General features: G+C 70.0%; 22 protein-coding genes. 6 read left to right on the forward strand and 16 right to left on the reverse strand.

What is annotated here, in order from left to right:
• Nucleotides 1-16 precede the first annotated feature (16 nt).
• Nucleotides 17-1267, reverse strand: coding sequence for an ActS/PrrB/RegB family redox-sensitive histidine kinase (locus PXD02_RS00875; RefSeq protein WP_473092041.1), 1251 nt, complete (start codon nt 1265-1267; stop codon nt 17-19).
• Nucleotides 1268-1423: 156 nt separating this feature from the next.
• On the opposite strand from PXD02_RS00875, the gene PXD02_RS00880 reads away from it, so the two are divergent.
• The 3 genes from PXD02_RS00880 (at nt 1424) to PXD02_RS00890 (ending at nt 3070) form a co-directional block, all read left to right on the forward strand.
• Nucleotides 1424-2053, forward strand: coding sequence for an SCO family protein (locus PXD02_RS00880; protein ID WP_275105110.1), 630 nt, complete (start codon nt 1424-1426; stop codon nt 2051-2053).
• A 67-nt stretch (nt 2054-2120) separates the two neighbouring features.
• Entirely contained in the window at nt 2121-2681 is a 561-nt protein-coding gene (locus tag PXD02_RS00885; protein ID WP_275106472.1) for an ActR/PrrA/RegA family redox response regulator transcription factor, read from the forward strand.
• A gap of 77 nt (nt 2682-2758) precedes the next feature.
• The gene (locus tag PXD02_RS00890) at nt 2759-3070 is read left to right on the forward strand and encodes an H-NS histone family protein (RefSeq protein ID WP_126152669.1); all 312 of its coding nucleotides are present in this window, start codon (nt 2759-2761) and stop codon (nt 3068-3070) included.
• A 43-nt stretch (nt 3071-3113) separates the two neighbouring features.
• On the opposite strand, the gene PXD02_RS00895 is transcribed toward PXD02_RS00890, so the two are convergent.
• The 3 genes from PXD02_RS00895 to PXD02_RS00905 are packed head-to-tail and all read right to left on the reverse strand — an operon-like array spanning nt 3114 to nt 4841.
• Complete coding sequence (locus PXD02_RS00895) at nt 3114-3722, reverse strand: HD family hydrolase (protein ID WP_275105111.1); 609 nt, start codon at nt 3720-3722, stop codon at nt 3114-3116.
• Nucleotides 3723-3728: 6 nt separating this feature from the next.
• Entirely contained in the window at nt 3729-4244 is a 516-nt protein-coding gene (secB, locus tag PXD02_RS00900) for a protein-export chaperone SecB (protein ID WP_275105112.1), read from the reverse strand.
• A gap of 57 nt (nt 4245-4301) precedes the next feature.
• Nucleotides 4302-4841 (reverse strand): FxsA family protein, encoded by a 540-nt coding sequence (locus tag PXD02_RS00905; protein ID WP_275105113.1) that lies wholly within the window; start codon nt 4839-4841, stop codon nt 4302-4304.
• Nucleotides 4842-4947: 106 nt separating this feature from the next.
• On the opposite strand from PXD02_RS00905, the gene PXD02_RS00910 reads away from it, so the two are divergent.
• Nucleotides 4948-5604: a Tim44/TimA family putative adaptor protein gene (locus PXD02_RS00910; protein ID WP_275105114.1), complete on the forward strand. Its 657-nt coding sequence runs from the start codon at nt 4948-4950 to the stop codon at nt 5602-5604.
• Nucleotides 5604-6209, forward strand: coding sequence for a Smr/MutS family protein (locus PXD02_RS00915; protein ID WP_275105115.1), 606 nt, complete (start codon nt 5604-5606; stop codon nt 6207-6209). Before PXD02_RS00910 ends, PXD02_RS00915 begins: the two co-directional genes overlap by 1 nt.
• On the opposite strand, the gene PXD02_RS00920 is transcribed toward PXD02_RS00915, so the two are convergent.
• The 10 genes from PXD02_RS00920 to tsaE form a co-directional block, all read right to left on the reverse strand.
• A complete protein-coding gene (locus PXD02_RS00920) occupies nt 6206-7273 on the reverse strand; it encodes an alpha/beta hydrolase (protein ID WP_275105116.1) in 1068 nt (355 codons plus the stop codon). The genes PXD02_RS00915 and PXD02_RS00920 overlap by 4 nt on opposite strands.
• 70 nt (nt 7274-7343) lie before the next feature.
• Nucleotides 7344-7520: a PLD nuclease N-terminal domain-containing protein gene (locus PXD02_RS00925; protein ID WP_275105117.1), complete on the reverse strand. Its 177-nt coding sequence runs from the start codon at nt 7518-7520 to the stop codon at nt 7344-7346.
• Between the two features lie 56 nt (nt 7521-7576).
• A complete protein-coding gene (gene hslU, locus PXD02_RS00930; protein WP_275105118.1) occupies nt 7577-8884 on the reverse strand; it encodes an ATP-dependent protease ATPase subunit HslU in 1308 nt (435 codons plus the stop codon).
• An 88-nt stretch (nt 8885-8972) separates the two neighbouring features.
• Nucleotides 8973-9500 (reverse strand): GNAT family N-acetyltransferase, encoded by a 528-nt coding sequence (locus PXD02_RS00935; protein ID WP_275105119.1) that lies wholly within the window; start codon nt 9498-9500, stop codon nt 8973-8975.
• Nucleotides 9490-10047 (reverse strand): ATP-dependent protease subunit HslV, encoded by a 558-nt coding sequence (hslV, locus tag PXD02_RS00940; RefSeq protein ID WP_275105120.1) that lies wholly within the window; start codon nt 10045-10047, stop codon nt 9490-9492. The genes PXD02_RS00935 and hslV overlap by 11 nt, the downstream gene beginning before the upstream one ends.
• A gap of 129 nt (nt 10048-10176) precedes the next feature.
• The gene (gene trxA / locus PXD02_RS00945; RefSeq protein ID WP_275105121.1) at nt 10177-10497 is read right to left on the reverse strand and encodes a thioredoxin; all 321 of its coding nucleotides are present in this window, start codon (nt 10495-10497) and stop codon (nt 10177-10179) included.
• A 54-nt stretch (nt 10498-10551) separates the two neighbouring features.
• A complete protein-coding gene (gene addA, locus PXD02_RS00950) occupies nt 10552-13923 on the reverse strand; it encodes a double-strand break repair helicase AddA (RefSeq protein ID WP_275105122.1) in 3372 nt (1123 codons plus the stop codon).
• The gene (addB, locus tag PXD02_RS00955; RefSeq protein ID WP_275105123.1) at nt 13916-16876 is read right to left on the reverse strand and encodes a double-strand break repair protein AddB; all 2961 of its coding nucleotides are present in this window, start codon (nt 16874-16876) and stop codon (nt 13916-13918) included. Before addB ends, addA begins: the two co-directional genes overlap by 8 nt.
• The gene (locus tag PXD02_RS00960) at nt 16869-17537 is read right to left on the reverse strand and encodes a nucleotidyltransferase family protein (protein ID WP_275105124.1); all 669 of its coding nucleotides are present in this window, start codon (nt 17535-17537) and stop codon (nt 16869-16871) included. The genes addB and PXD02_RS00960 overlap by 8 nt, the downstream gene beginning before the upstream one ends.
• Nucleotides 17525-18925: a tRNA (adenosine(37)-N6)-threonylcarbamoyltransferase complex ATPase subunit type 1 TsaE gene (tsaE, locus tag PXD02_RS00965; RefSeq protein ID WP_275105125.1), complete on the reverse strand. Its 1401-nt coding sequence runs from the start codon at nt 18923-18925 to the stop codon at nt 17525-17527. The genes PXD02_RS00960 and tsaE overlap by 13 nt, the downstream gene beginning before the upstream one ends.
• A 198-nt stretch (nt 18926-19123) precedes the next feature.
• On the opposite strand from tsaE, the gene PXD02_RS00970 reads away from it, so the two are divergent.
• Nucleotides 19124-19627, forward strand: coding sequence for an SH3 domain-containing protein (locus PXD02_RS00970; RefSeq protein ID WP_275105126.1), 504 nt, complete (start codon nt 19124-19126; stop codon nt 19625-19627).
• Here PXD02_RS00970 and PXD02_RS00975 read toward each other — a convergent pair.
• Together PXD02_RS00975 and dapB are read right to left on the reverse strand one after the other, a co-directional pair.
• Nucleotides 19618-20058: an HIT family protein gene (locus PXD02_RS00975; protein ID WP_275105127.1), complete on the reverse strand. Its 441-nt coding sequence runs from the start codon at nt 20056-20058 to the stop codon at nt 19618-19620. The two genes, PXD02_RS00970 and PXD02_RS00975, sit on opposite strands and share 10 nt — an antisense overlap.
• Nucleotides 20058-20894, reverse strand: coding sequence for a 4-hydroxy-tetrahydrodipicolinate reductase (dapB, locus tag PXD02_RS00980; RefSeq protein ID WP_275105128.1), 837 nt, complete (start codon nt 20892-20894; stop codon nt 20058-20060). Before dapB ends, PXD02_RS00975 begins: the two co-directional genes overlap by 1 nt.
• Between the last annotated feature and the right edge of the window lie 33 nt (nt 20895-20927).

The raw sequence follows: 20927 nt of genomic DNA on the forward strand, positions 1-20927 counted from the left end.
CGAACAGTTAAAAACGTCATGTCATCCGGGGATTGTCGCCCAGGGCCCCGCGCGCCTCGACGGCGATCCGGTCCAGCGGCCAGCGGACGGTCACGACCGCGCCCGGCCCGCCATTGCCGAAATCCAGCCGCGCGCCCGACCGTTCCAGCAGCGTCTTGGCGATGAACAGGCCCAGGCCCATCCCGTCATAGCCCGCGCGCTGCGGCCCGCCGCGCTTGCTGGTCAGATAGGGATCGCCGATCCGCGCCAGCAGCGCGGGCGGATAGCCGGGACCGTCGTCGCGGATCGTCACCGCCAGCCAGCCGTCGCGGGCCTGCGATTCGATCACCACGCGGGCGGCGGCGAAATCGACGGCGTTCTGGATCAGGTTGCGCAGCGCGTGGATGATGGCGGGGTCGCGGCGGATATCGGGGCCGTCGGCGCGGATCTCGACCACGGGGCCGCGTCCGGCATGGGGTTCGGCGGCGTCCTCCAGCACGGTGCGCAGGGGGGCGCTGCGCAGGTGCAGGTCGTCCTTGCCCGCCCGGCCCATGCTGCGCAGGATGTCGCCGCAGCGCACCGCGGAATCGCGCAGCGCGATGGCGTCGGCTTGCAGGTCGGGGCGGTCGTCCAACTCGTCCGCAAGCTCGGCCGCGATCAGCTTGATGGTGGCCAGGGGGGTGCCCATCTCGTGCGCGGCCGCCGCCACGACGCCGCCCAGATGTTGCAGCCGCTGTTCGCGCGCCAGGGCCATCTGCGTCGCGAACAGCGCGTTCGAGGTCGCCTGCAATTCCGCCGTCACCCGATGCGCATAGCCGGCGAAGAACACCACCCCGATCATCAGCGCCGCCCAGTGCCCCAAGGCCAGGACCGGCGCCAGCATCAGCTCGCCCCCGCCCGCGTCATGCAGGGGCAGCGCAAAGCGCGACGCCAGCGACACCAGGATCATCGTCGCCAGGCCCAGGGCCACCGTCTGGCGCCTGTCCAGCGATGTCGCGGCCACCGTCACCGGCGCCAGGACCAGCAGCGCGAAGGGATTGGCCAGCCCCCCGGTCAGCGCCATCAGGGCCGAAATCTGGATCACGTCGAAGGTCAGATGCACCACCGCCAGCCGGGCCGAGGTGCGGCGCCGGGGCCACAGCCCCTGCCACAGGTTCAGGGCGGCGGCGGCGGCGATCAGCGCCAGCACGGGGACGATGGCGAAACCGATGCCCATCAGATGCGCGACCACCACCGCCGCCGTCTGCCCGGCGATCGCGAACCACCGCAGCAGGACCAGGGTCCGCATCCGGATCGGCTCGGCCTGGATAGCTGGGCCGGAGGGAGGGGCGACGGGGTCGGGCATGGGGTCCGAAAGGGGGGGGGTGCGACGTTGCGGATCTTGATACGCGGGGCGGGATGGGCGATCAATGCGCCGCTTCGGGCGCAATGAAGGAGGTTGATCATGGCCGACCGCAAAATCCTGCTGATCGGTTGCGTTGCAGCCCTGGCCCTGCTGGGGGCGGGCGGCGCCTGGCTGGCAAGCCGCGACGGCGGCGACCGCTTCGCCCGATGCAGCGCCGGGACGGTCGCGGGCGGCATGGACAGCTTCGGCACCGACTTCACCCTGACCCGCCAGGACGGGCAGCGCGTCACGGCAGACCAGGTCTTCACCAAACCCTCGCTGCTGTATTTCGGCTATACCTTCTGCCCGGATGTCTGCCCCCTGGACAGCGCGCGGAATGCCGAGGCCGCGGCCCTGCTGGCCGAACGGGGCAAGGATGTGCAGACGGTCTTCATCACCGTCGATCCGGGCCGCGACACGCCCGAGGTGGTGGCCGATTTCACCAGCCTGTTTTCCGACGACATGATCGGCCTGACCGGATCCGAGGATGAAATCGCCGCCGTCAACAAGGGCTGGCGGAATTACTACAAGGTCAATGACCAGGAGGACCAGGAATATTACCTGGTCGATCACATGACCAATACCTATCTGGTCCTGCCCGGAAACCAGACCGTCGCCTTCTTCCCGCGCGACACCGCGCCCGAGGCGATGGCCGAGCGCGTCGGCTGCTTCGTGGATGCCCTTGGCTGAGAAGTGATTGCCCCCGACCCGTCCTTGCGGCAGTGTTGCCGTTTACCCAAGGTCGGATACGCGGATGATGGAACACGACAACTTTGCCCAGCCGGATCCTGGTCCCGATCCGTCGCTTCTGCTGGTGGACGACGACGAAATCTTCGTGACGCGGCTGGCCCGCGCGATGGAAAAGCGCGGCTTCGCCACGCGCACCGCCCTCAGCGTCGCCGACGCCCTGGCGATGATCCGCAGCCAGCCGCCCGCCTATGCGGTGGTCGACCTGCGGCTGGAGGACGGCAACGGCCTTGACGTGGTCGAGGCGCTGCGCGACCTGCGGGCCGACGCGCGCATCATCGTGCTGACGGGATACGGGGCCATCGCGACCGCCGTGGCGGCGGTCAAGATGGGCGCGACGGATTATCTGGCAAAGCCCGCCGACGCAAATGACGTTACGTCTGCGTTGCTGTCCAGCGGCGAATCCCTGCCGCCGCCGCCCGATAATCCGATGTCGGCCGATCGGGTCAGATGGGAACATATCCAGCGTGTTTACGAGCAATGCGACCGCAATGTCAGCGAAACCGCGCGGCGATTGCATATGCATCGGCGCACGCTTCAGCGAATTCTTGCCAAACGCGGGCCGCGTTAAAGATATTAAGCGATCTTGTAATTGAAACGCACTTGTATCAAATTGCGAATTAGCAATTCAATACGGATGTAAACGAGATGAACTTTGACCTGGACAAGATGACGCTTAAGGAGCTGCGTGATCTTCGGGGGAAACTGGACCGCGCGATTAACTCTTATGAAGATCGGAAACGCCGCGAAGCCCTGGCGGCGGTCGAGGAAGCGGCGCGCGAGCATGGTTTCAACCTGTCCGACCTGACCGGCGCAAAACCCCGGCGGTCGGGCACGGTCGCCCCGAAATATGCCAATCCCAGCGATCCGACGATGACCTGGACCGGCCGCGGCCGCAAACCCCGCTGGGTCCAGGAAAGCTTGGATGGCGGCAAGCAGTTGGACGACCTGCTGATCTGAGCGCCGTTTTGCGAAGGCCGCCCCGCGCTGCGGACGGCCTGGATCAGGCGGGATCGTCTGCCGTTTCCATCAATGCGTGAAAACGATCCAGAAACGCCGCCCGCGCCTGCGTCGGGGGGCGCAATTGGATATGCAGGACAGACATAATGGCGTCGTTTTGCAAGGGAAACAGGCGCCGGGCCTCGGCTTCGCTGAAACCGGCGATTTGAACGGCCTCCAGCCGCGCTGAAATCCGGTCGGCGGTCTTGATTTTCGTCTTGATGGCCGGAGGCAGGGCCGCAGGCAGGCCGAAACGGCGGTGAATGGCGGCGGCCAGGCGTTCGTCCATCCGGCCATATTCGGCGCCAAGCGCCGCCTTGACCGGGGAAATCATGTCGCCGATCACATATTCGGGGGCGTCATGCAACAGCGCGGCCAGTTTCCAGCGGGCCTCCACCCCCGGATTCAGGCGCCCCAGGATATCTTCCACCAGCAGCGAATGTTCCGCGACCGAATAAGGCCAGTCGCCCTGCGTCTGGCCGTTCCAGCGGGCGACGAAGGCCAGCCCGTGGGCGATGTCGGTGATCTCGATATCCAGCGGCGTCGGATCCAGCAGATCCAGACGCCGGCCCGACAGCATCCGCTGCCAGGCGCGGCGCGGTCGGGCGGCCATGGCCGGTCAGGACAGCCGCTGATCCGCCGGGGCGCCCGCCTGCTGGGACTGCGCCCGGCGCGCCAGTTCCTGGCGATACAGGGCCAGGAAATCGACCGGGTCCATGTTGAAGGGCGGGAAGCCCCCGTCGCGCGTCAGGTCCGAAATGATCCGCCGCACGAAGGGAAACAGCATCCGTGGGCATTCGATCATCAGGAACGGGTGCATCTGGTCTTCGGGCACGCCCTCGATCAGGAACACCCCGCCATAGTCCAGCTCGGCCAGAAACAGGGTCGAATTGTCGCCCTTGTTGGTCGAGGTGACGCGGAATTTCGAGATCACCTCGTACTGGTTGTCGCCCGCGCGCTTGCGGGCGTCCAGGCTGACCTGGACGGTGATCTCGGGCTGGACCTCGCCCTGGGGCGCGCCCTTGGTCGCCACCGCGTTTTCAAAGGACAGGTCGCGGATATACTGCGCCAGGATCTGCATCCGCACCTGCGCGGCTGCGGGCGCGGCGCCGTTCGGGTTGGTTTCGTCGGCCATGGGTCTTTCCTTGAAGGATCGCTGTCGGCCGCTTTCTATCAGGCGCGGGCCACGGCCTCAATGCCGCGTCCAGCCGGAATTGCCGCGCGGCGCAGGGCGGCCGTCATCGTCGGCCAGATCCTCGGGCAGGTCCACCGGCGGACGAGGGTTGCGGACGGGGCGCGCGTCCTCGACCACGTAATCCGCGTCGATCACCCCGTCGGCATAGGGCGGGCGATGGGTTTCCCGCCGGGTCATGTGGACGGTCGTGACCCGCATCCGCCGCGACGCCTGGCGCATGATCAGGTCGCGCACCGGCGGGATCAGCAGCAGCAGCCCGATGGCGTCGGTGAAGAAGCCCGGCACGATCAGCAGGACGCCCGCCAGGATCCGCATCATCCCATGGGCCAGCGGCCGGGACGGGTCGCGCAACTCGGCCAGGCTGCGCTGCGCCTGCACCCAGGCCTGGTTGCCCTGGCTGCGGATCACCGCCACGCCCAGCACGAAGGCCAGCACCACCAGGGCCAGCGTCGCCCAGACCCCGATCAGCCCGCCCACCTGAATGAACAGCGCGATCTCGACGATCGGCAGCAACACGAACAGCCACAACAACCACATGCGGATTCCCCTTTCGGGCCGGGGATAACTGGACTTGCCCCGCCCTGATCCCTACATAATGGCGCAGATCGCAGATACCAGCCAAGACGGATATGAGGCCCATCGCATGAATAACCCGCTGTTGCAGTTGCTTGTCCTGGCAGGGATCGCGATTTTCCTGATCCTGCGGCTGCGCAATGTCCTGGGCACGCGCGGCGGGTACGAGCCTCCTCAGGTCGATGCCCCCGAAGCGCCGCGCCCGCGCTTCGACGTGATCGAGGGTTCCGCGACCGAGGAGGATCAGGACATCCTGGACCACGCGCCGGCGGGCAGCGCCTCGGCCGACGCCCTGGCCGCGATGAAGGCGGCCGAGCCGTCCTTCGGGGTGACGGATTTCCTGAACGGCGCGAAATCGGCCTATGAGATGATCCTGATGGCCTTCGAACGCGGCGACCTGTCCGAGGTGCGGGCCTTCCTGGCCGAACCCGTGGCCCAGGCGTTCCAGTCGGTCATCGACGCCCGCGCCGCCAATGGCCAGACGGTGACGGCCCAGTATATCGGCACGCGCGAGACCGCCCTGGCCGGGGCGGAATACGACCGCGACACCGGCATGGCCGAGATTTCGGTCCGGTTCGTGGGCGAACTGATCGCCGCGACCCGCGACGCCGACGGCACCGTCATCGAGGGCGATCCCAGGGCGTCGCGCAAGCAACGCGACACCTGGACCTTTGCCCGCCGCATGGGTCAGGACGATCCGAACTGGCAATTGGTCGCGACCGGCTGATGGCCCGGCGCCGGGGCCTGACCCCCGAGGACCGCGAACTGTGGTCGCGCGTCGCCCGCAGCGCCGTGCCGCTGCATCCCGAACGCCCCCGGCCCGCCGCCGATCCCGACATCCGCCCGGCCTCCAAGCCGCCGATGCCGCCGCGCGCGCCCCTGGCCGATTTCAGCATCGGCCAGACGGACCGGGCACATGCCGCCGCGCCCCTGCCGCACTTCCCCTCGCCCGCGCAGCGGCTGTCGCAGCAGCCCCTGCGCATGGATCACAAGGTCCATCGCCGCATGGCCCAGGGCAAGATCGCCCCCGAGGCGCGGCTGGATCTGCACGGCCTGACCCTGGCCGCCGCCCATCCCCGGCTGATCGGCTTCATCCTGTCCAGCCATGCCCAGGGACGGCGGCTGGTCCTGGTCATCACCGGCAAGGGGCGCGGCGATCACGGCCCGCTGCCCACCCGCCCCGGCGCGCTGCGCCATCAGGTGCCGCACTGGCTGCACATGCCGCCCTTGGCGCCCGTGGTCCAGCAGGTGACGGCCGCGCATTACCGGCACGGGGGCGAGGGGGCCTATTACGTCTATCTGCGCAGACAGACGGAAGAGCGGGGCGGCTAGAAGGCGGGCGACAGCACCACCTGCACCGCCTGTTCGATCCGGCTGACCGCGCCGCCGATCGGGTCGGGACCGGACCCGCCCCGGTCGGGCAGGATCCGGTCCAGGTCGCGGGTCCGCGCCAGGATCCTTTGCAGGGCCGGGGAATTGGCCACGTTGAAATGGCCATAGCCGGTGTCGAAGGCGCCGGTATCCACCACCACGACATTCAGGTCCGCCACCGGCCGCGCATCGGGAATATTGCCCAGCCGCAGCGGCTCGTCCGAGATCAGCGCCGACAGTTGCAGCGCCCGGTCGCGGGGCGAGGTCATGATGATGAAGGGTTCCGGCAGGCGCCCGATGGCGCTGACCTGGGACCGGAACAACCGCAGATCCAGGTCGGGCGAGATCAGGATCACCGAATTGATCTGGTCAAGAAGGTCGCGCCGCCCCGACAGCGCCATCTGGCGCAACCCCTCCATCAGCAGCTGCCCGCCCATGGAATGCGCCATCAGCACGATCCGGCCCCGGCCCCGCGCCTGCGCCAGCAGGTCGATCACCTGCACCAGCCCGTCGCGGGAATACAGCGCCGCGTCCCGGTCCCCGGAATAGGCATAGGGCTTCATCTGCGAGGGCCAGGAAAAATGCGCGTGGATTCCCGGCAGTTGCAGGTCATGGGCCAGTTGCGCGCTGCGATAGACCCCTTCGGCGAAGCTGTAGTTATAGCCATGCACGAACAGGATGATGTCGCGGTCGTCCGGCGCGCGCCGGGCCAGGTCGCGTTCGATGGCGCGGCGGAAGGCCGCCGCATCGGCCAGGCGGCCGCCGCCGCTGATCAGGAACTGGCTGTCGGGATCGCCGTCGGACCGGGGATAGGCCAGGATGCCCGGCCCCCGGTCCACCGGAACCGACACGTCGAGGCGCGAATACCAGGGCTGCGGCAGGTGTTGGCCCGACAGGCTGCGCTGCGAGGCGACCCAGATCGTTTCCGCGATGGGCGGCTGGAACCCCGGCGGCGCCATGACCAGGGCGCCGCGCGGCGCGCAGGCCGCGAGGATCAGGACGAAGGTCAAAAGAAGATGCCGCAAACGCCACCTTTACGGAAACGGTTGCGGCAAACCTGTCAGAGAAATGCCCGCGGGACCAGTCCCCGCGCGCCTAGCCGTAATTGGCCTTCGGCCCCATGAAATACCAGATGATCAGCCCCACCACCGGCAGGATCGCGATCAGGGCGATCCACAGGATCTTGGTGCCCAGACTGACATTCGTGTTGATGACCGAGGCGATGGCCCAGACATCCAGCACGAAGACGATGATTCCAAAGACGTAACCCATGTCGCCCTGTCCCCTTGTTCCGCTTGGCCAACCCTAGACCGGGCCGGGCGGTTCCGTCAAAGGACGTAACGCGACAGATCCGTCGACCGCGCCAGGTCGCCCAGATGGCGTTCGACATAGGCCGCGTCGACCTGGACCGTCTCGCCGCCCTTGTCGGGGGCGCTGAAGGACAGTTCCTCGAACACGCGCTCGATCACGGTATACAGCCTGCGGGCGCCGATGTTTTCCACCGCCGCGTTCACTTCGGCGGCGATGCGGGCCAGCGCCGCGATGCCGTCGTCGGCAAAGCCCACGGTGACGCCCTCGGTCGCCATCAGGGCGGTGTATTGCCGGGTCAGGGCGTTGTCGGTCTCGGTCAGGATGCGGATGAAGTCATCCTCGGTCAGGGCGCGCAATTCGACCCGGATCGGCAACCGGCCCTGCAATTCCGGCAGCAGGTCGCTGGGCTTGGCCACATGGAACGCGCCGCTGGCGATGAACAGGATATGGTCGGTCTTCACCGGGCCGTATTTGGTGCTGACGGTCGTGCCCTCGATCAGCGGCAGCAGGTCGCGCTGCACGCCTTCGCGGCTGACATCGCCGCCGCGGGCGTCGGATCGCGCGCAGACCTTATCGATCTCGTCGATGAAGACGATGCCGTTCTGCTGCACGGCCTCAAGGGCCGCGGCCTTGACCGCGTCGTCGTCCAGCAGCTTGTCGGCCTCCTCGGCGATCAGCAGGTCATAGCTTTCGGCCACGCTGACCTTGCGCCGCACGCGCCGCCCGCCAAAGGCCTTCATCAGCCCCGACAGGTCCATCATCCCGCCCAGGCTGGCGCCGGGCTGGCCGGGGATCTCCATCGCGCCCAGCGGGTTCGAGGTGTCCTGCACCTCAAGCTCGATCACGGTGTCGTCCAGCTCGCCCCGCTTCAGCTTGTCGCGGAACATCTGCCGGGTGCCGTCGCGGGCGTCCTTGCCGGCCAGGGCCTCGATCACGCGATCCTCGGCCGATTTGTGGGCGCGGGCCTTGACGGCCTCGCGCATCCGGTCGCGGGTGTCGATCATCGCGGCGTCGGTCAGGTCGCGGATGATCTGTTCCACGTCGCGGCCGACATAGCCGACCTCGGTGAACTTGGTCGCCTCGACCTTGATGAAGGGCGCGTTCGCCAGCTTGGCCAGGCGGCGGCTGATTTCCGTCTTGCCGACGCCGGTCGGGCCGATCATCAGGATGTTCTTCGGGTATACCTCGTCGCGCAGGTCGTCGCCCAACTGCTTGCGGCGCCAGCGGTTGCGCAGCGCCACGGCCACGGCGCGCTTGGCGTCCTTCTGGCCGATGATGAAGCGATCCAGTTCGGATACGATCTCGCGCGGGGTCAGGTCGGTCATGGGTCTGCCTTTGTGGTCTGTCCGGCAGATATATGTTCAGGCCGGAAATTTGAAGGGCGGCGGAACAGCGCGGCGGCCCACGGGCGGGTCAGGAAGCCGGATCCGCCTCGTGCCGCATCAGCAGGCAGCCGCCGGTGCGGCCAAGGAATTCCGGGATCGGCCGGAACCCCGCCTTTTCATAGGCCCGCACCGCCCGCAGGTTGGCGGCATCGGGGTCAATCAGGATCGTCCGGTGCCCCTCGGACCGCAGCAGGGCGACGAAGGCCGCCAGCGCGCCAGAGCCGAGGCCGCGCGACAGCAGGTCCGCAGGGCCGATGGACAGATCGACCCCCACGGCATCGTCGGGCAGGGCCATCACCCAGGGCGCATCCGTGATCCAGGGGTCCACCCGCGCATCCGCGATGCGCCAGACCTGGACATAGCCCACGGGCTGGCCGTCCAGCCGGAACAAGAAGGGCCGCGTGCTGTCGCGGCCCTCGATCATGTCGCGGATAGAGCCAAGCTCGGTTTCGGCGTCGTCCCGCCACCAGTCGCGCCAATGCGGCTGCGCCAGCCAAGCCGCCAGCAGCGGCAGGTCCGCTGTGGTGACCGGCGTGAAGGAGATGTCAGCCGCCAATGACCTCGACCGTCAGGTTGCCGTTGGTATAGACGCAGATATCCGCCGCGATGGCCATCGCCTTGCGGGCCACGGCCTCCGCGTCGCCGCCGCCTTCCAGCAGCCCGCGCGCGGCGGCCAGGGCGAAGTTGCCGCCCGATCCGATGGCGGCCACGTCATGTTCGGGTTCCAGAACGTCGCCCGCGCCGGTCACGACATACAGCCCCTGCCCGTCGGTGACGATCAGCATGGCTTCGAGGTTGCGCAGGTATTTGTCCATGCGCCAGTCCTTGGCCAGGTCGACGCAGGCGCGCTGCAACTGGCCCGGCGCGGCCTCCAGCTTCTTTTCCAGCCGCTCCAGCAGGGTAAAGGCATCCGCCGTCGATCCGGCAAAGCCCACCACCACGTCGCGCCCGCCGGGGCTGAGGCGGCGCACCTTGCGGGCGGTGCCCTTCATCACCGTGGGGCCGACGCTGACCTGTCCGTCGCCCGCGACCACCACCTTGCCGCCGCGCCGGACCGCTAGGATCGTGGTGCCGTGCCAGCCGGGGAATCTGTCATCTGCCATCGGGATCTTCCTTACCGTTCGGCTTGCAGATATGGCCGCGTCCCCGGCTTCGCAAGCCGGCTGTCCGCGGCCATGAAAAAGGGCGGCCGGCCCATGCAAGGCCGCCGCCCCTTCACCGGCGGGGACAGGTCAGATCGATTCGTCGATCCAGCTTTTCAGCGCGGCCTTGGGGGCGGCGCCCATGCGGTTCGACACGACCTCTCCGCCCTTGAACAGGAACAGGGCCGGGATGCCGCGCACGCCCAGGGCGGCGGCCTGTTCGGGGTTTTCGTCCACATTGACCTTCACGATCTTCACACGGCCCGCATATTCGGCGGACAGTTCTTCCAGGGCCGGGCCGATCTGCTTGCAGGGGCCGCACCATTCCGCCCAGAAATCCACCACGACCGGGGTGTCGGACTGACGGACTTCGCTGTCGAACTGGTTGTCGTTGACATGCACGGTGGCCATGCTTTCGCTCCTTCATGGGTGCCGGCGGGAATGCGGCAAGGCTGGTCTCTACAGCTAAGAAGCCATGGCGCGCCGGTCAAGGGCGGCCATGACCTGATCCAGGACCGGGTCGGGGATCGGCATCAGGCGGCGGGCGGCGGTCCACAGCACCGCGATCCGCACCGGACGGGCGGGCCAGATCATCCGCAGCGCGGCGCGATAGGCGGCCATCTGGCGCAGGATCCCTTCGGGCGTGTCCTCGGGGCGGTCGGGCACGACGGCGTTCGATTTATAGTCCACGGCCAGGATCCGGTCGTCGGTGACGATCAGCCGGTCGACGGCGCCATGGATCATGCCCAGGACCGGCAGAGGCGCGGTCAGCGCGACCTCGGACAGGATCTGCGCGCCGGGACCGGGCGTCATGATCCCCGCCAGGTCGGGGGCGGTGATGACCGCCGCCGCCTCGGCCAGCAGATCCGCCAGTTCCGCCGCGTCGGGCAGCCCGCCATCGGCCCCCGCCAGCAGGGCGCGCGCGCGCTGCGGCCAATCGGCGGGCGGCAGGTGCGGCAGGCGTTCCAGCAGAAGATGCAGCCGGGTGCCGCGCAGCATGGCCGCCGTCGGATCGCCGTCCCCCTCCGGGCCGCCGATCACCTTGGCCCCGCCCAGGGCAGTGGCGGCCACGGCCCGCAGGCGCGGCGGCGGCGGCGGGGCGGGGCGGTCGGACCAGTCGGGGCGGCGCACCGGCGGCGCGGGCGCGCGCGCCAGGCTGACCGGCAGATCGGGCCAGTCGCCGAAGGACAGGCGCTGCGCGGTGCCGATGCCTTCGATCTCGATGTCGGCGCGGGGCAGGGCGCAGCGTTCGGCGCCGCTGGCGATCATCGAATGCCACGAGTCCAGCCCCGATCCGCAATCGCCCGCCGCCGCCACGATCAGCCAGCTTTCCGCCCGCGTCATCGCCACATACAGAAGCCGCCGCCGTTCCTGTTCCTGGCGCAGCTCGAGGTCGGCCACGGCTTCCGCCACCGGGTCGGGGCGGTCGGCGGCGCTGCCGCGCCAGGCGGGCCGGTCGTCCAGGCGGATCAGCGGCTGGCCGCGCCCGGCCCGGCGCCTGCGGGTTTCGGGCAGGATCACCACCGGGCTTTCCAGCCCCTTCGATCCGTGGACCGTCATCACCCGGATCAGCCCGCCGCCGCCGCCCGGCAACTGCCGCTTGACCTGCACGTCGTCGCGGCCCAGCCAGACCAGGAACCCCGTCAGCGAGGGCGTTTCCACCGCGTCATAGGCCAGGGCCTGCGACAGCAGTTCGTCGATGCCGTCCTCGGCCTCGGGTCCAAGGCGGGCCAGCAGGGCGGCGCGGCCCCCGTGGCGCACCAGCAGCCGAGAGATCAGTTCATAGGGGCGCAGCTGGTCGGCCTTCGACATCAGGTCGTTCAGCACCTCGTAGGCCAGGCGATGCGGCGATGCGCGCAGCCGTTCCCACAGGTAATGCGGCCCCCGGCCTGCCGCCAGGCGATACAGGTCGTCCTCGGTCAGCCCGAACAGGGGCGAGCGCAGGATCGCGGCCAGGCAAAGGTCGTCCTCGGGGGTCGAGACGACAGACAGCGTGGCGGTGATGTCGCGCACGGCCAGTTCGGCGGCCAGCTTCAGCCGGTCGGCGCCCGCCACGGGCAGGCCTGCCGCCTTCAATTCGCGGATCAGGTCGTCGAACAGCCCGGCCCGGCGCTGCACCAGGATCTGGATGTCGCCCGGCCCGATGGCGCGGACCTGGCCGGTCTTGGCGTCGGTGATGGGCGTGCCGACGATGGCCCCGACCTCGCGCGCGACGGCGCGGGCCAGTTGCGTGTCGGCGGCGTTTTCGGCGGGCGCGTCGACCGGCGTCGTCCAGTCGCCGCGGTCGGGCTTGTCGGGTTCGGGCAGCGGCGGCCAGATGTCCACCCGGCCGGGCAGGCTGTCCCGGAAGGCGATGTGGCGGGGCGGGTCGCCCAGGCCCTGCGCGGCGTCGCTCTGGAAGACGGTATCGACCAGCGACAGGATCGCCGGGGACGACCGGAAGGAATGAGCCAGCTCGCGCTGCTGCATGGGCTGGGCCACGGCCTCGAAATCCTGGCGGAAGCGGTCGCGGACCGATTCGAAGACCGCGATGTCGGCGCCCTGGAAGGAATAGATCGACTGTTTCGGATCGCCCACCACGAACAGCGTGCGGGGACGGTCATGCGCGCCCTGGCCGCTGGTGAATTCGTCGGTCAGCCGCCGGATCACCCGCCATTGTTCGGGGCTGGTGTCCTGCGCCTCGTCCACAAGGATATGGTCGATGCCGCCGTCCAGCCGCCACAGAACCCATTGCGCCATGCTGGATTCCTCCAGCAGTTCGGCGGTGCGGCGGATCAGGTCGTCGAAATCCAGCCAGCCCTGCGCGGATTTTTCCACCGCCACCAGCCGGGTGAAGCTGTGGGCGAAGCGGTGCAGGGCCAGGGTCTTCTGCGCCAACGTCAGGCCCAGGGCCAGGGGGCGCGCATCGGCCACGCGGGCCATCAGCGCGTCCAGATCGGCCATGAAGGGCGCGCAGGCGCCCTGGCGCAGGGCCTTGGTCGGGATGTCGCCGATCTTGGGACCGAAGGGGGCCTTGGCGGTCGCGCCGAACAGTAGGCATCTGCACAGCAGATGCAGGTCGGCCAGGCCCGGATCGCGCCAATTGCCTTTGGCAAGCTGTTCGGCCAGCTTGCTGTCCTTGGCGCCGCTGCCCGACAGGATCGGGATCAGCGCGCCCAGCAGGTCGCCCTCGGACCCGTCGAAGGCGCGGGCCAGCAGCGATCCTTCGTCCAGGCCGGGGGGCAGGCCGAAGGACCGCCAGATCGGCGCGGGATCGGGGTCGCGGGCGAAATCGGCCTCGGCCAGGCCCGACAGGAAGCCGTCCAGGTCGTCGCCCGAGACAAGCGAGGTCAGGTCGCGGATCGCCGGATCGCCGTCGGCGGCCATCCGGTCCAGGATCTGCGCGCGCAGCACGCGGGCCGAGCGGTCGTCCAGTTCCCGGAACCCCATCGGCACGCCCGCCTCCAGCGGGAAGCGGCGCAGCAGGGCCGCGCAGAAGCTGTGGATGGTCTGGACCTTCAGCCCGCCCGGCGTCTCGATGGCGCGGGCGAACAGGCGGCGCGCCTCGGCCAGGTCGGGTTCGCGGTCCTCGCCCAGGTCGGCCAGTTCGCGGCGCAGCGCGTCCTCGGGCAGCATCGCCCATTGGCCCAGGCGGCGCAGCAGGCGGTTCTGCATCTCGGTCGCGGCGGCCTTGGTATAGGTCAGGCACAGGATGCGTTCGGGCGCGGTCCCCGCCAGCAGCAGCCGCGCCACCCGGTCGGTCAGCACGCGGGTCTTGCCCGACCCGGCATTGGCCGTGAGCCAGGTGGACCGCAAGGGATCGGCGGCGGCGATCTGGTTCAGGCTGGCTTCATTCATGCGCGTTTCCCTGGTCCACCCCGACCTTCTCGACCTGCGGGGCATCGGCCAGCGACCATTCGCCGAACCGCGCCAGATGATCGTAATCGCCCGCATAGGTGGTCTGTTCGGGCGCCCGCAGCGACGTGAAGCCGGTATCCCCCGCCAGATAGGCCGCGACCAGCCGCAGGAAGCCGTCCCAGTTCTCGTCCTCCAGATCGGGGGAATGGTCGCGGATCTGGGTCTCGCCCTCTCCGCCAAGCTGGATATAGCGGATCCCCGCGACATCCACCGGGCCAAGCGCGTCGAAGCCGCCGCGCCGGGCCATCGCGGCTTCCAGGATCAGCTGCTTGTCGAAGGCCGCGATCTGCTTGTCGGTGGGCGGCTTGCCGGATTTGTAGTCATAGATCATCACCCGCCCGTCATGCAGCAGGTCGATCCGGTCGGGCTTGGCGGTCAGGGTGAAATCCATGCCCCCCAGGGCCACCTTGCCGCGCTTTTCGACGATCACCGGGCGGCCCTCGGCCAGGCGGACCAGTTCGTCGGCCACGATCCGGTCGGCGATCCGCTCCATCCGCGCGGCCCAGAAGGCGCGGGCGGCGGGCCAGGGCACGTCGCGTTCCAGGATCGCGGCGGTCAGGGCCAGGAACCGGGCCTTCAGCGCCGCGTGGGTCATGCCGGGATCCGGCCTGGTGCCCAGCCAGGCCTCGACGATGGAGTGCAGCGTCTGGCCGCGCAGGGCGGCATCGGGTTCGGGGCGCAGGGCGGGCAGCGGGCGCAGGCCCAGGACGCGCTTGGCATAGACCGCATAGGGATCGCGGATCAGCAGCGACACATCCGTCACCGGCAGGTCGCGGAAGGGCGGCGCGGGTGGGATCGGCGCGGGCCGGGCGCAGGGCGGCCGCGCGCGCGCCGGCCGGGACACCGCCGCCGCCAGGGCCAGCCAGGCGTCGCCCCGCGCCCGCATCGCCGCAAGCGCCTGCGGGCCGCCGCGTTCGGGCAGGCCGCCCATCAGGTTGGTCAGCCGGTTCAGCCAGCGGGACGGGATCGTCTCGGCCTCGGCATCGCGGCGGGCGCGGGTCAGGATCACCTGTTCCACCCCCATCGCCTGCTGGAAGTCATGCGCGGCCAGGCCGATCTGGCGTTCCGGCAGCGGCAGCCCGGCGGCCAGCCGCATCTGCCGCGACAGCCAGGGATCGGGCTTGAGCTGCTGGGGCCAGCCGCCTTCGTTCAGCCCCGACAGGATCACCAGGCCGTGGCCGACGATCCGCGCCTCTCGCGGGCCGCGGATATGCAGGTAATGGGCGTCGCCGTCGATCCGCACGGATTGCTGGTGCAGTTCGTCCAGCAGCAGGGCGCAGAAATCCTGCGCGCCCAGATCCGGTCCCTGGGCCGCGTGTTCCGCCAGATGATCCATGGTCGATCGCAGAAGCGAGCCTTCGCGGTCCTGCCACAGCCGGGACGCGGCGGGATCGCCGCCGGGACCGGCGGCAAGCGCATCCGCCAGGGCCAGAAGGTCGCGCAGCCGGTCGGGCAGGGGCCGCGCCGGGCGGTCGGCCGCAAAGGGGGTGATCCGGTCCAGCATAGAGGCCAGCCATTCCGCCCAGGTCTTGCGCAGCGCGTCGCCCCTCGCGGCCCAGTTCCGCAGGCATTCGCCGTCCGGGAAGGCCGGGCCGTTGCGGCGCAGGTCCAGTTCCAGGTCGCGGGCCAGCAGCCGCGCCTCGTTCGCGCCGACCAGGGGCGATCCGGTCAGGGCCAAGGGATGTTTCAGCAGCACCAGCAGGCGGTCGATGCTCAGCGCCTCGCCGAACAGGGCGGCGATCTGGCGCAGGAACAGCCCGTGCGCGGTCAAGGACAGCGGCTGGCCCGCGCTTTCGTCCGGGCACAGCCGCCAGCGGTCCAGCGCGGCCCCGACCCGCCGGATCAGGTTGCCATCCGCCGCGATCAGCGTGGCGGGCGCGTGGCGTTCGGCGCAATCGCGCAGGATCAGGGCGATCACCTCGGCCTCTTGCCCCGGCTGTTCGGTCTCGATCAGGGTCAGCCCCTCGGTCGGCGCGATCAGGTCGGGCAGGCGCGGGCCTTCGGCGATCCACTGGTCGGTGACGGGCGCGGGGCGCAGCGCCAGCGACACCAGCCGGTTGCGGGCGGGCACCGGCGGCAGGGTGGCGGTCCAGCGGGCCGGGCGGCCCAGGGCCTGGATCAGCGGGGCGAAGCGGGCCTGGGGATGATCCTCGACCGCGTGGTCCAGGCCGTCCCAGACCGCTTGCGGCTGGTCGAAATCGAAGCCCGGCAGCACCACCGCGCCTTCGGGCAGGCCGGCCACCGCCTGCATGAACAGCCGCGTGGCGCCATGCGATCCGGTCGATCCGGCGACGATCACCGGCCCGTCGGGCAGGTCCACGCCCCGCGACCAGTCATGCAGCAGGGTTTCCGCAGCCAGCCTCTGGCGCGCGGCGCGGTCCATCGGCGGGCCGTCCAGGTGGAACCGCGCGGCGATGCGCAGGAAGATCAGGGCGTTCTGCCAGTGCCGGGCGTGATCGCCGGTGTCGATGCCCTCCAGCGCGTCGGCGGCCAGGCCCTCGGACTGCATTTCCTGCATCAGATCGGCCAGCGACCGGGCAAGCGCCGCGATGGAATGGCCCGAGGCCAGGTCGGGCCGGGTCTTCAGCAGCCCCGCCACCAGCCGGGCCAGTTGCAGCCGCCGGGCCAGCGGCGCGGCCTCGGGCTGGTTCAGCAGGGCGGGGATGTCCAGGTTCGTGACCGGCAGCAGGCGCGGCAGCAGCAGCGGGCCGCGCAGGTCGAAGGCGCATTTCAGGTCCGCCAGCGTGCGCGCGGCATTGGCATAGATGGTGACGCGGGCCATCGCCTCGGGCGGCTGTCCGGCCATGCGGTCCAGGAAGCCCGCCACGAATTCATGGGCGAAATCGACGCCCGGCGGCAGGGCGAAAAGGCCGCGGAAAGCAGGCTCACGCATCCAGCACCGCCTCGGCCAGGGGGATCGCCTCGGGATAGCCCACGTCGCCCCAGCCGCCCGGATGGACGATGCCGAAGGCCCGGCCCTCGGCGATCAGCAGATCCCACAGGCGGTTCAGCGAAAAGGCGGCCTCGGGGATCCCGGCCAGCCGGTCGGTGCGGATGATCTGCGCGCCGGCATAGACGAAATCGCCCCGGCGGCTGATGCGGCCCGCCGCGTCCAGGCTGAAATCGCCCGCCCCCTGCCGCCCGGTGGCCCGGTCCAGCGGCACCAGCATCAAGAGCGCCTCCATCTCGGCCTGCCAGGCGGCGTTCAGCGCGGCCAGCGGGTTCGGCCCGGTCCAGACCACATCGGGGTTCAGCGTCATCACCGGGCCTTGGCCCAGCAAGGGCAGCGCCTGGCGCAAGCCGCCGCCGGTGTCCAGGATCGTGCCGGGTTCATCGCTGATCGCCACGTCGCGGCCCGCCAGATGCGCGGCGATCCGGTCGCCCAGGTAATGCGTGTTCACGACCACCGGCCCGGCCCCGGCGTCCCGCCCCAGATCCAGCGCCCGGTCCAGCAGGGTGCGGCCCGCGACCGGGATCAGGGGCTTCGGCAGGGTGTCGGTCAGCGGCCGCATCCGCGTGCCGAGCCCGGCGGCAAAGATCATCAGCGGGCGCATCGGGCGCGGATCCTTTCGACAACGGCGGCGTCGGGGGCGGGCAGGGCGTGGACCGCCCGCGCCAGCGGGGCCAGCGCCGGATGGGCGAGGTTGCGCCCGACATATCCCCAGACGCGCGGCATGAAGTCCAGATATCGCGGCTTGCCGTCGCGCAGGCACAGCCGGGTGAAGATGCCCAGGATCCGCAGGTTCCGCTGCGCCCCCAGCAGCGCATAGGCGGCGCGGAATCGCCGGGCGTCCATGCCGGTCGCGGCCAGATAGCGGCTGACGCAGGCGGCCTCGATGGCGGGGTCGACGTCGCGCCGCGCGTCCTGCAGCGCGGACACCAGGTCATAGGCCGGATGGCAGGTCACCGCGTCCTGATAGTCGATCAGACCCAGAGGGGCGTCGCCGCGCCAGACCAGGTTCTCGGCATGGAAATCGCGCAGGGACAGGACCGGGGGGATGTCGGCGGCAAGGTCGGCATGAAGCCGGGCGATCAGGGGGGCGATGTCCTGACCCCCCGCCGCGCCCGCCGCCTGGGGATACCACTCCGCGAACAGGCCCACCTGGTCGGCAAGCGTCGGCCCATCCAGCGGCGACACGAAATCCGGCACCGGATGGCGGTGCAGATCGACCAGCAGATCCGCGATCCGGTCATAGATCGCGGGGGCCAGCGCCGGGTCGCGTTCCAGCACGCGGGCGACCAGATCGTCGCCCAGATCCTGAACAAGCAGCAGCCCCGCCGCCGGATCCTGCGCCAGGATCGCGGGCGCGCCGAAGCCGTGGCCGCGCAGCCAGCCGGTCATCGCCAGGAAAGCCGCGCAGCCGCCCGAGGGATCGTCCATCAGCACCGCGCTGCCCCGCTTCCCGACCAGCCGGAAATAGCGCCGGGCCGAGGCGTCGCCGGCCAGCGGCACCACCCGCGCATCCCCCCATCCCGCCCGCGCCACGAACCCCGCGCGGGCGGCGATGCGGGCGGCGTCCGGGGCGATCAGGGTGATGTCGCGCAGATCCGGGTCGGCCTGGGCGGCGATGGCAACGGTGATCGCGCCGTCCGGCAGGTGCTCCAGCCGGTCGGGCCATTCGATCAGGCAGATGGCGTCGGTCAGCGCCTCGTCCAGGCCCAGTTCGGCCAGTTCGGACGGATCGGTCAGGCGATACAGATCGGCGTGCCAGATCTCGGTGCCCAGCGGGTCGTCATAGGTCTGGACCAGCGTGAAGGTCGGGCTGGGCACGTCCTCGGCCGCCTCGCCCTGACGGGCGCGGATGAAGGCGCGGGCGAAATGAGTCTTGCCCGCCCCCACCGGCCCGTCCAGCAGGATCGTGTCGCCGGGCCGGGCCGTGGCGGCCAGCATCCGTGCCAGGGCGGCGGTCAGGTCTTGGTCTGCGGTCAGGCGCGTCGTCATGGGGCTGTTCTAGCCGCTTCGGCGGGCGGGGGGAACCATCCGTGAACGGACCCCGGTGGCCTTCGGCGCCGAAACCGCTAGACTGCCGGAAAAAGGATTGCTCATGTTCCGCACCCTTGCCCTGACGCTGGCCCTGGCCGGCCCGCCGCCGCGACGCAGGACTATATCCTACCCACCCTGTTCGACGTGACGGGCGTCGTGGCAAGCGATGTCCTGAACATCCGGGCCGAACCGAACGCCCAGGCGACGGTCATCGGCACCCTGGCCCCCGACGCCCGGCGGATCGAGGTGATCGAGGAACGGCGCGGCTGGGGCCGGGTCAACGCGGGTGAGTCGTCGGGCTGGGTCTCGATGCGCCATCTGGCCTATCGCAGCGATGTCTGGCAGCCGGGCGCGCTGCCCGCCGGTTTCCGCTGCCTGGGGACCGAGCCGTTCTGGGACGCCAAGCGCGAAGACGGCGATCTGGTCCTGCGCAGCCCCGAGGATCAGGGGGGCGACCGCCGCCCCGTCCAGGCGGTGCTGGACACGGGCATCTTCCGCGATCCGGCGCGGGTGGTGGTGGCGCGGGACATGACGCTGGTGGCGCAGCCGCGGATCTGTTCGGACGGCATGTCGGACCGGCTTCATGGGCTGTCGGCAACGCTGGTGATCCATGGCGACCGGCCCCGGATGCTGTCGGGCTGCTGCCTGATTCAGCCCTGAAGCGCCGCCTTCAGGTCGCCCGCGATCCGCGCCATCTCCTCGGGCGGCAATTGCGGCGGCGTGGTGAAGCCGTCCGGCCCCTCGCCCAGATAGGCCAGCGAGGTCACGTCATGGACATGATGCATCGGCACGACATGGGCGTGGGCATGGGCGACATGGACGCCGGTATAGACCATCGCCACGCGCGGCACGCCGTAAAGCCGCTTCATCGCGCGGGCCAGTCCCTGCGCGCAGGTGGTGATGCGGGTCGCCAGATCGGGGGGCAGATCCTCGAACCAGACATGATGCGCCTTGGGGATCACCAGGGCATGGCCCGGCCGCACCGGATACAGATCCAGGAAGGCCAGGATATGGTCGTCCTCGTGCAGGACATGGGCGGGCAGTTCGCCCGCCGCGATCCGGCAGAACAGGCAATCTTCGGCGGCCGTCATCAGTTCAGCCCCAGCACGTCCTGCATGTCGTATTCGCCCGGCCCCTTGTCCTGGCCCCAGATCGCCGCGCGGATGGCGCCGCGCGCGAAGATCGCCCGGTCGGTCGCCAGGTGCCGCAGCACGATCCGTTCGCCCTCGCCCGCGAAGATCACGTCATGTTCGCCCACCACGTCGCCGCCGCGGATGGCGGCGAAACCGATGGACCCCGGCACCCGCGCGCCGGTGATCCCCTCGCGCGCGGGGGTGCGCAGGTCGGCCAGGGCAGCGCCGCGCCCCTCGGCGGCGGCCTCGCCCAGCATCAGCGCGGTGCCCGAGGGCGCGTCGACCTTCATGCGGTGATGCGCCTCGACCACCTCGATGTCCCAATCGGTCCCCAGGGCGGCGGCGACCTTGCGGGTCAGGCCGACCAGCAGGTTGACGCCCAGGCTCATGTTGCCCGCGCGGATGATCGGCGCGTGGCGGGCGGCGGCCTTGAGGTAATCCAGATGCGCCTGTTCCAGCCCGGTGGTGCCGATCACATGCACCGCGCGGGCCTGCGCGGTCAGTTCGGCGAAGGCGACCGTCGCGGCGGGCGCGGTGAAGTCGATCACCGCCTGCGCCTGCGCGATCACCGCCACCGCATCGTCGCTGACCGTGACGCCCAAGGGCGCGCCGCCCATCGCCTCGCCCACGTCGCGCCCGATCCACGCATGGCCGGGCCGTTCCAGCGCGCCCGCCAGCCGCACCTCGGGGTTGTCCGCGATCAGCCGGACCAGCATCTGCCCCATCCGCCCCGAGGCGCCGGTGACGACGATCCCCGGCAGGGCGGGCGCGTCGGTGTTCTGCAAATCGCTCATGAGGGCCTCCGCTGGCTGTCCCCCGCGTCATAT

The organism is Paracoccus sp. S3-43, assembly GCF_029027965.1.
Classification (GTDB): Bacteria; Pseudomonadota; Alphaproteobacteria; order Rhodobacterales; family Rhodobacteraceae; genus Paracoccus.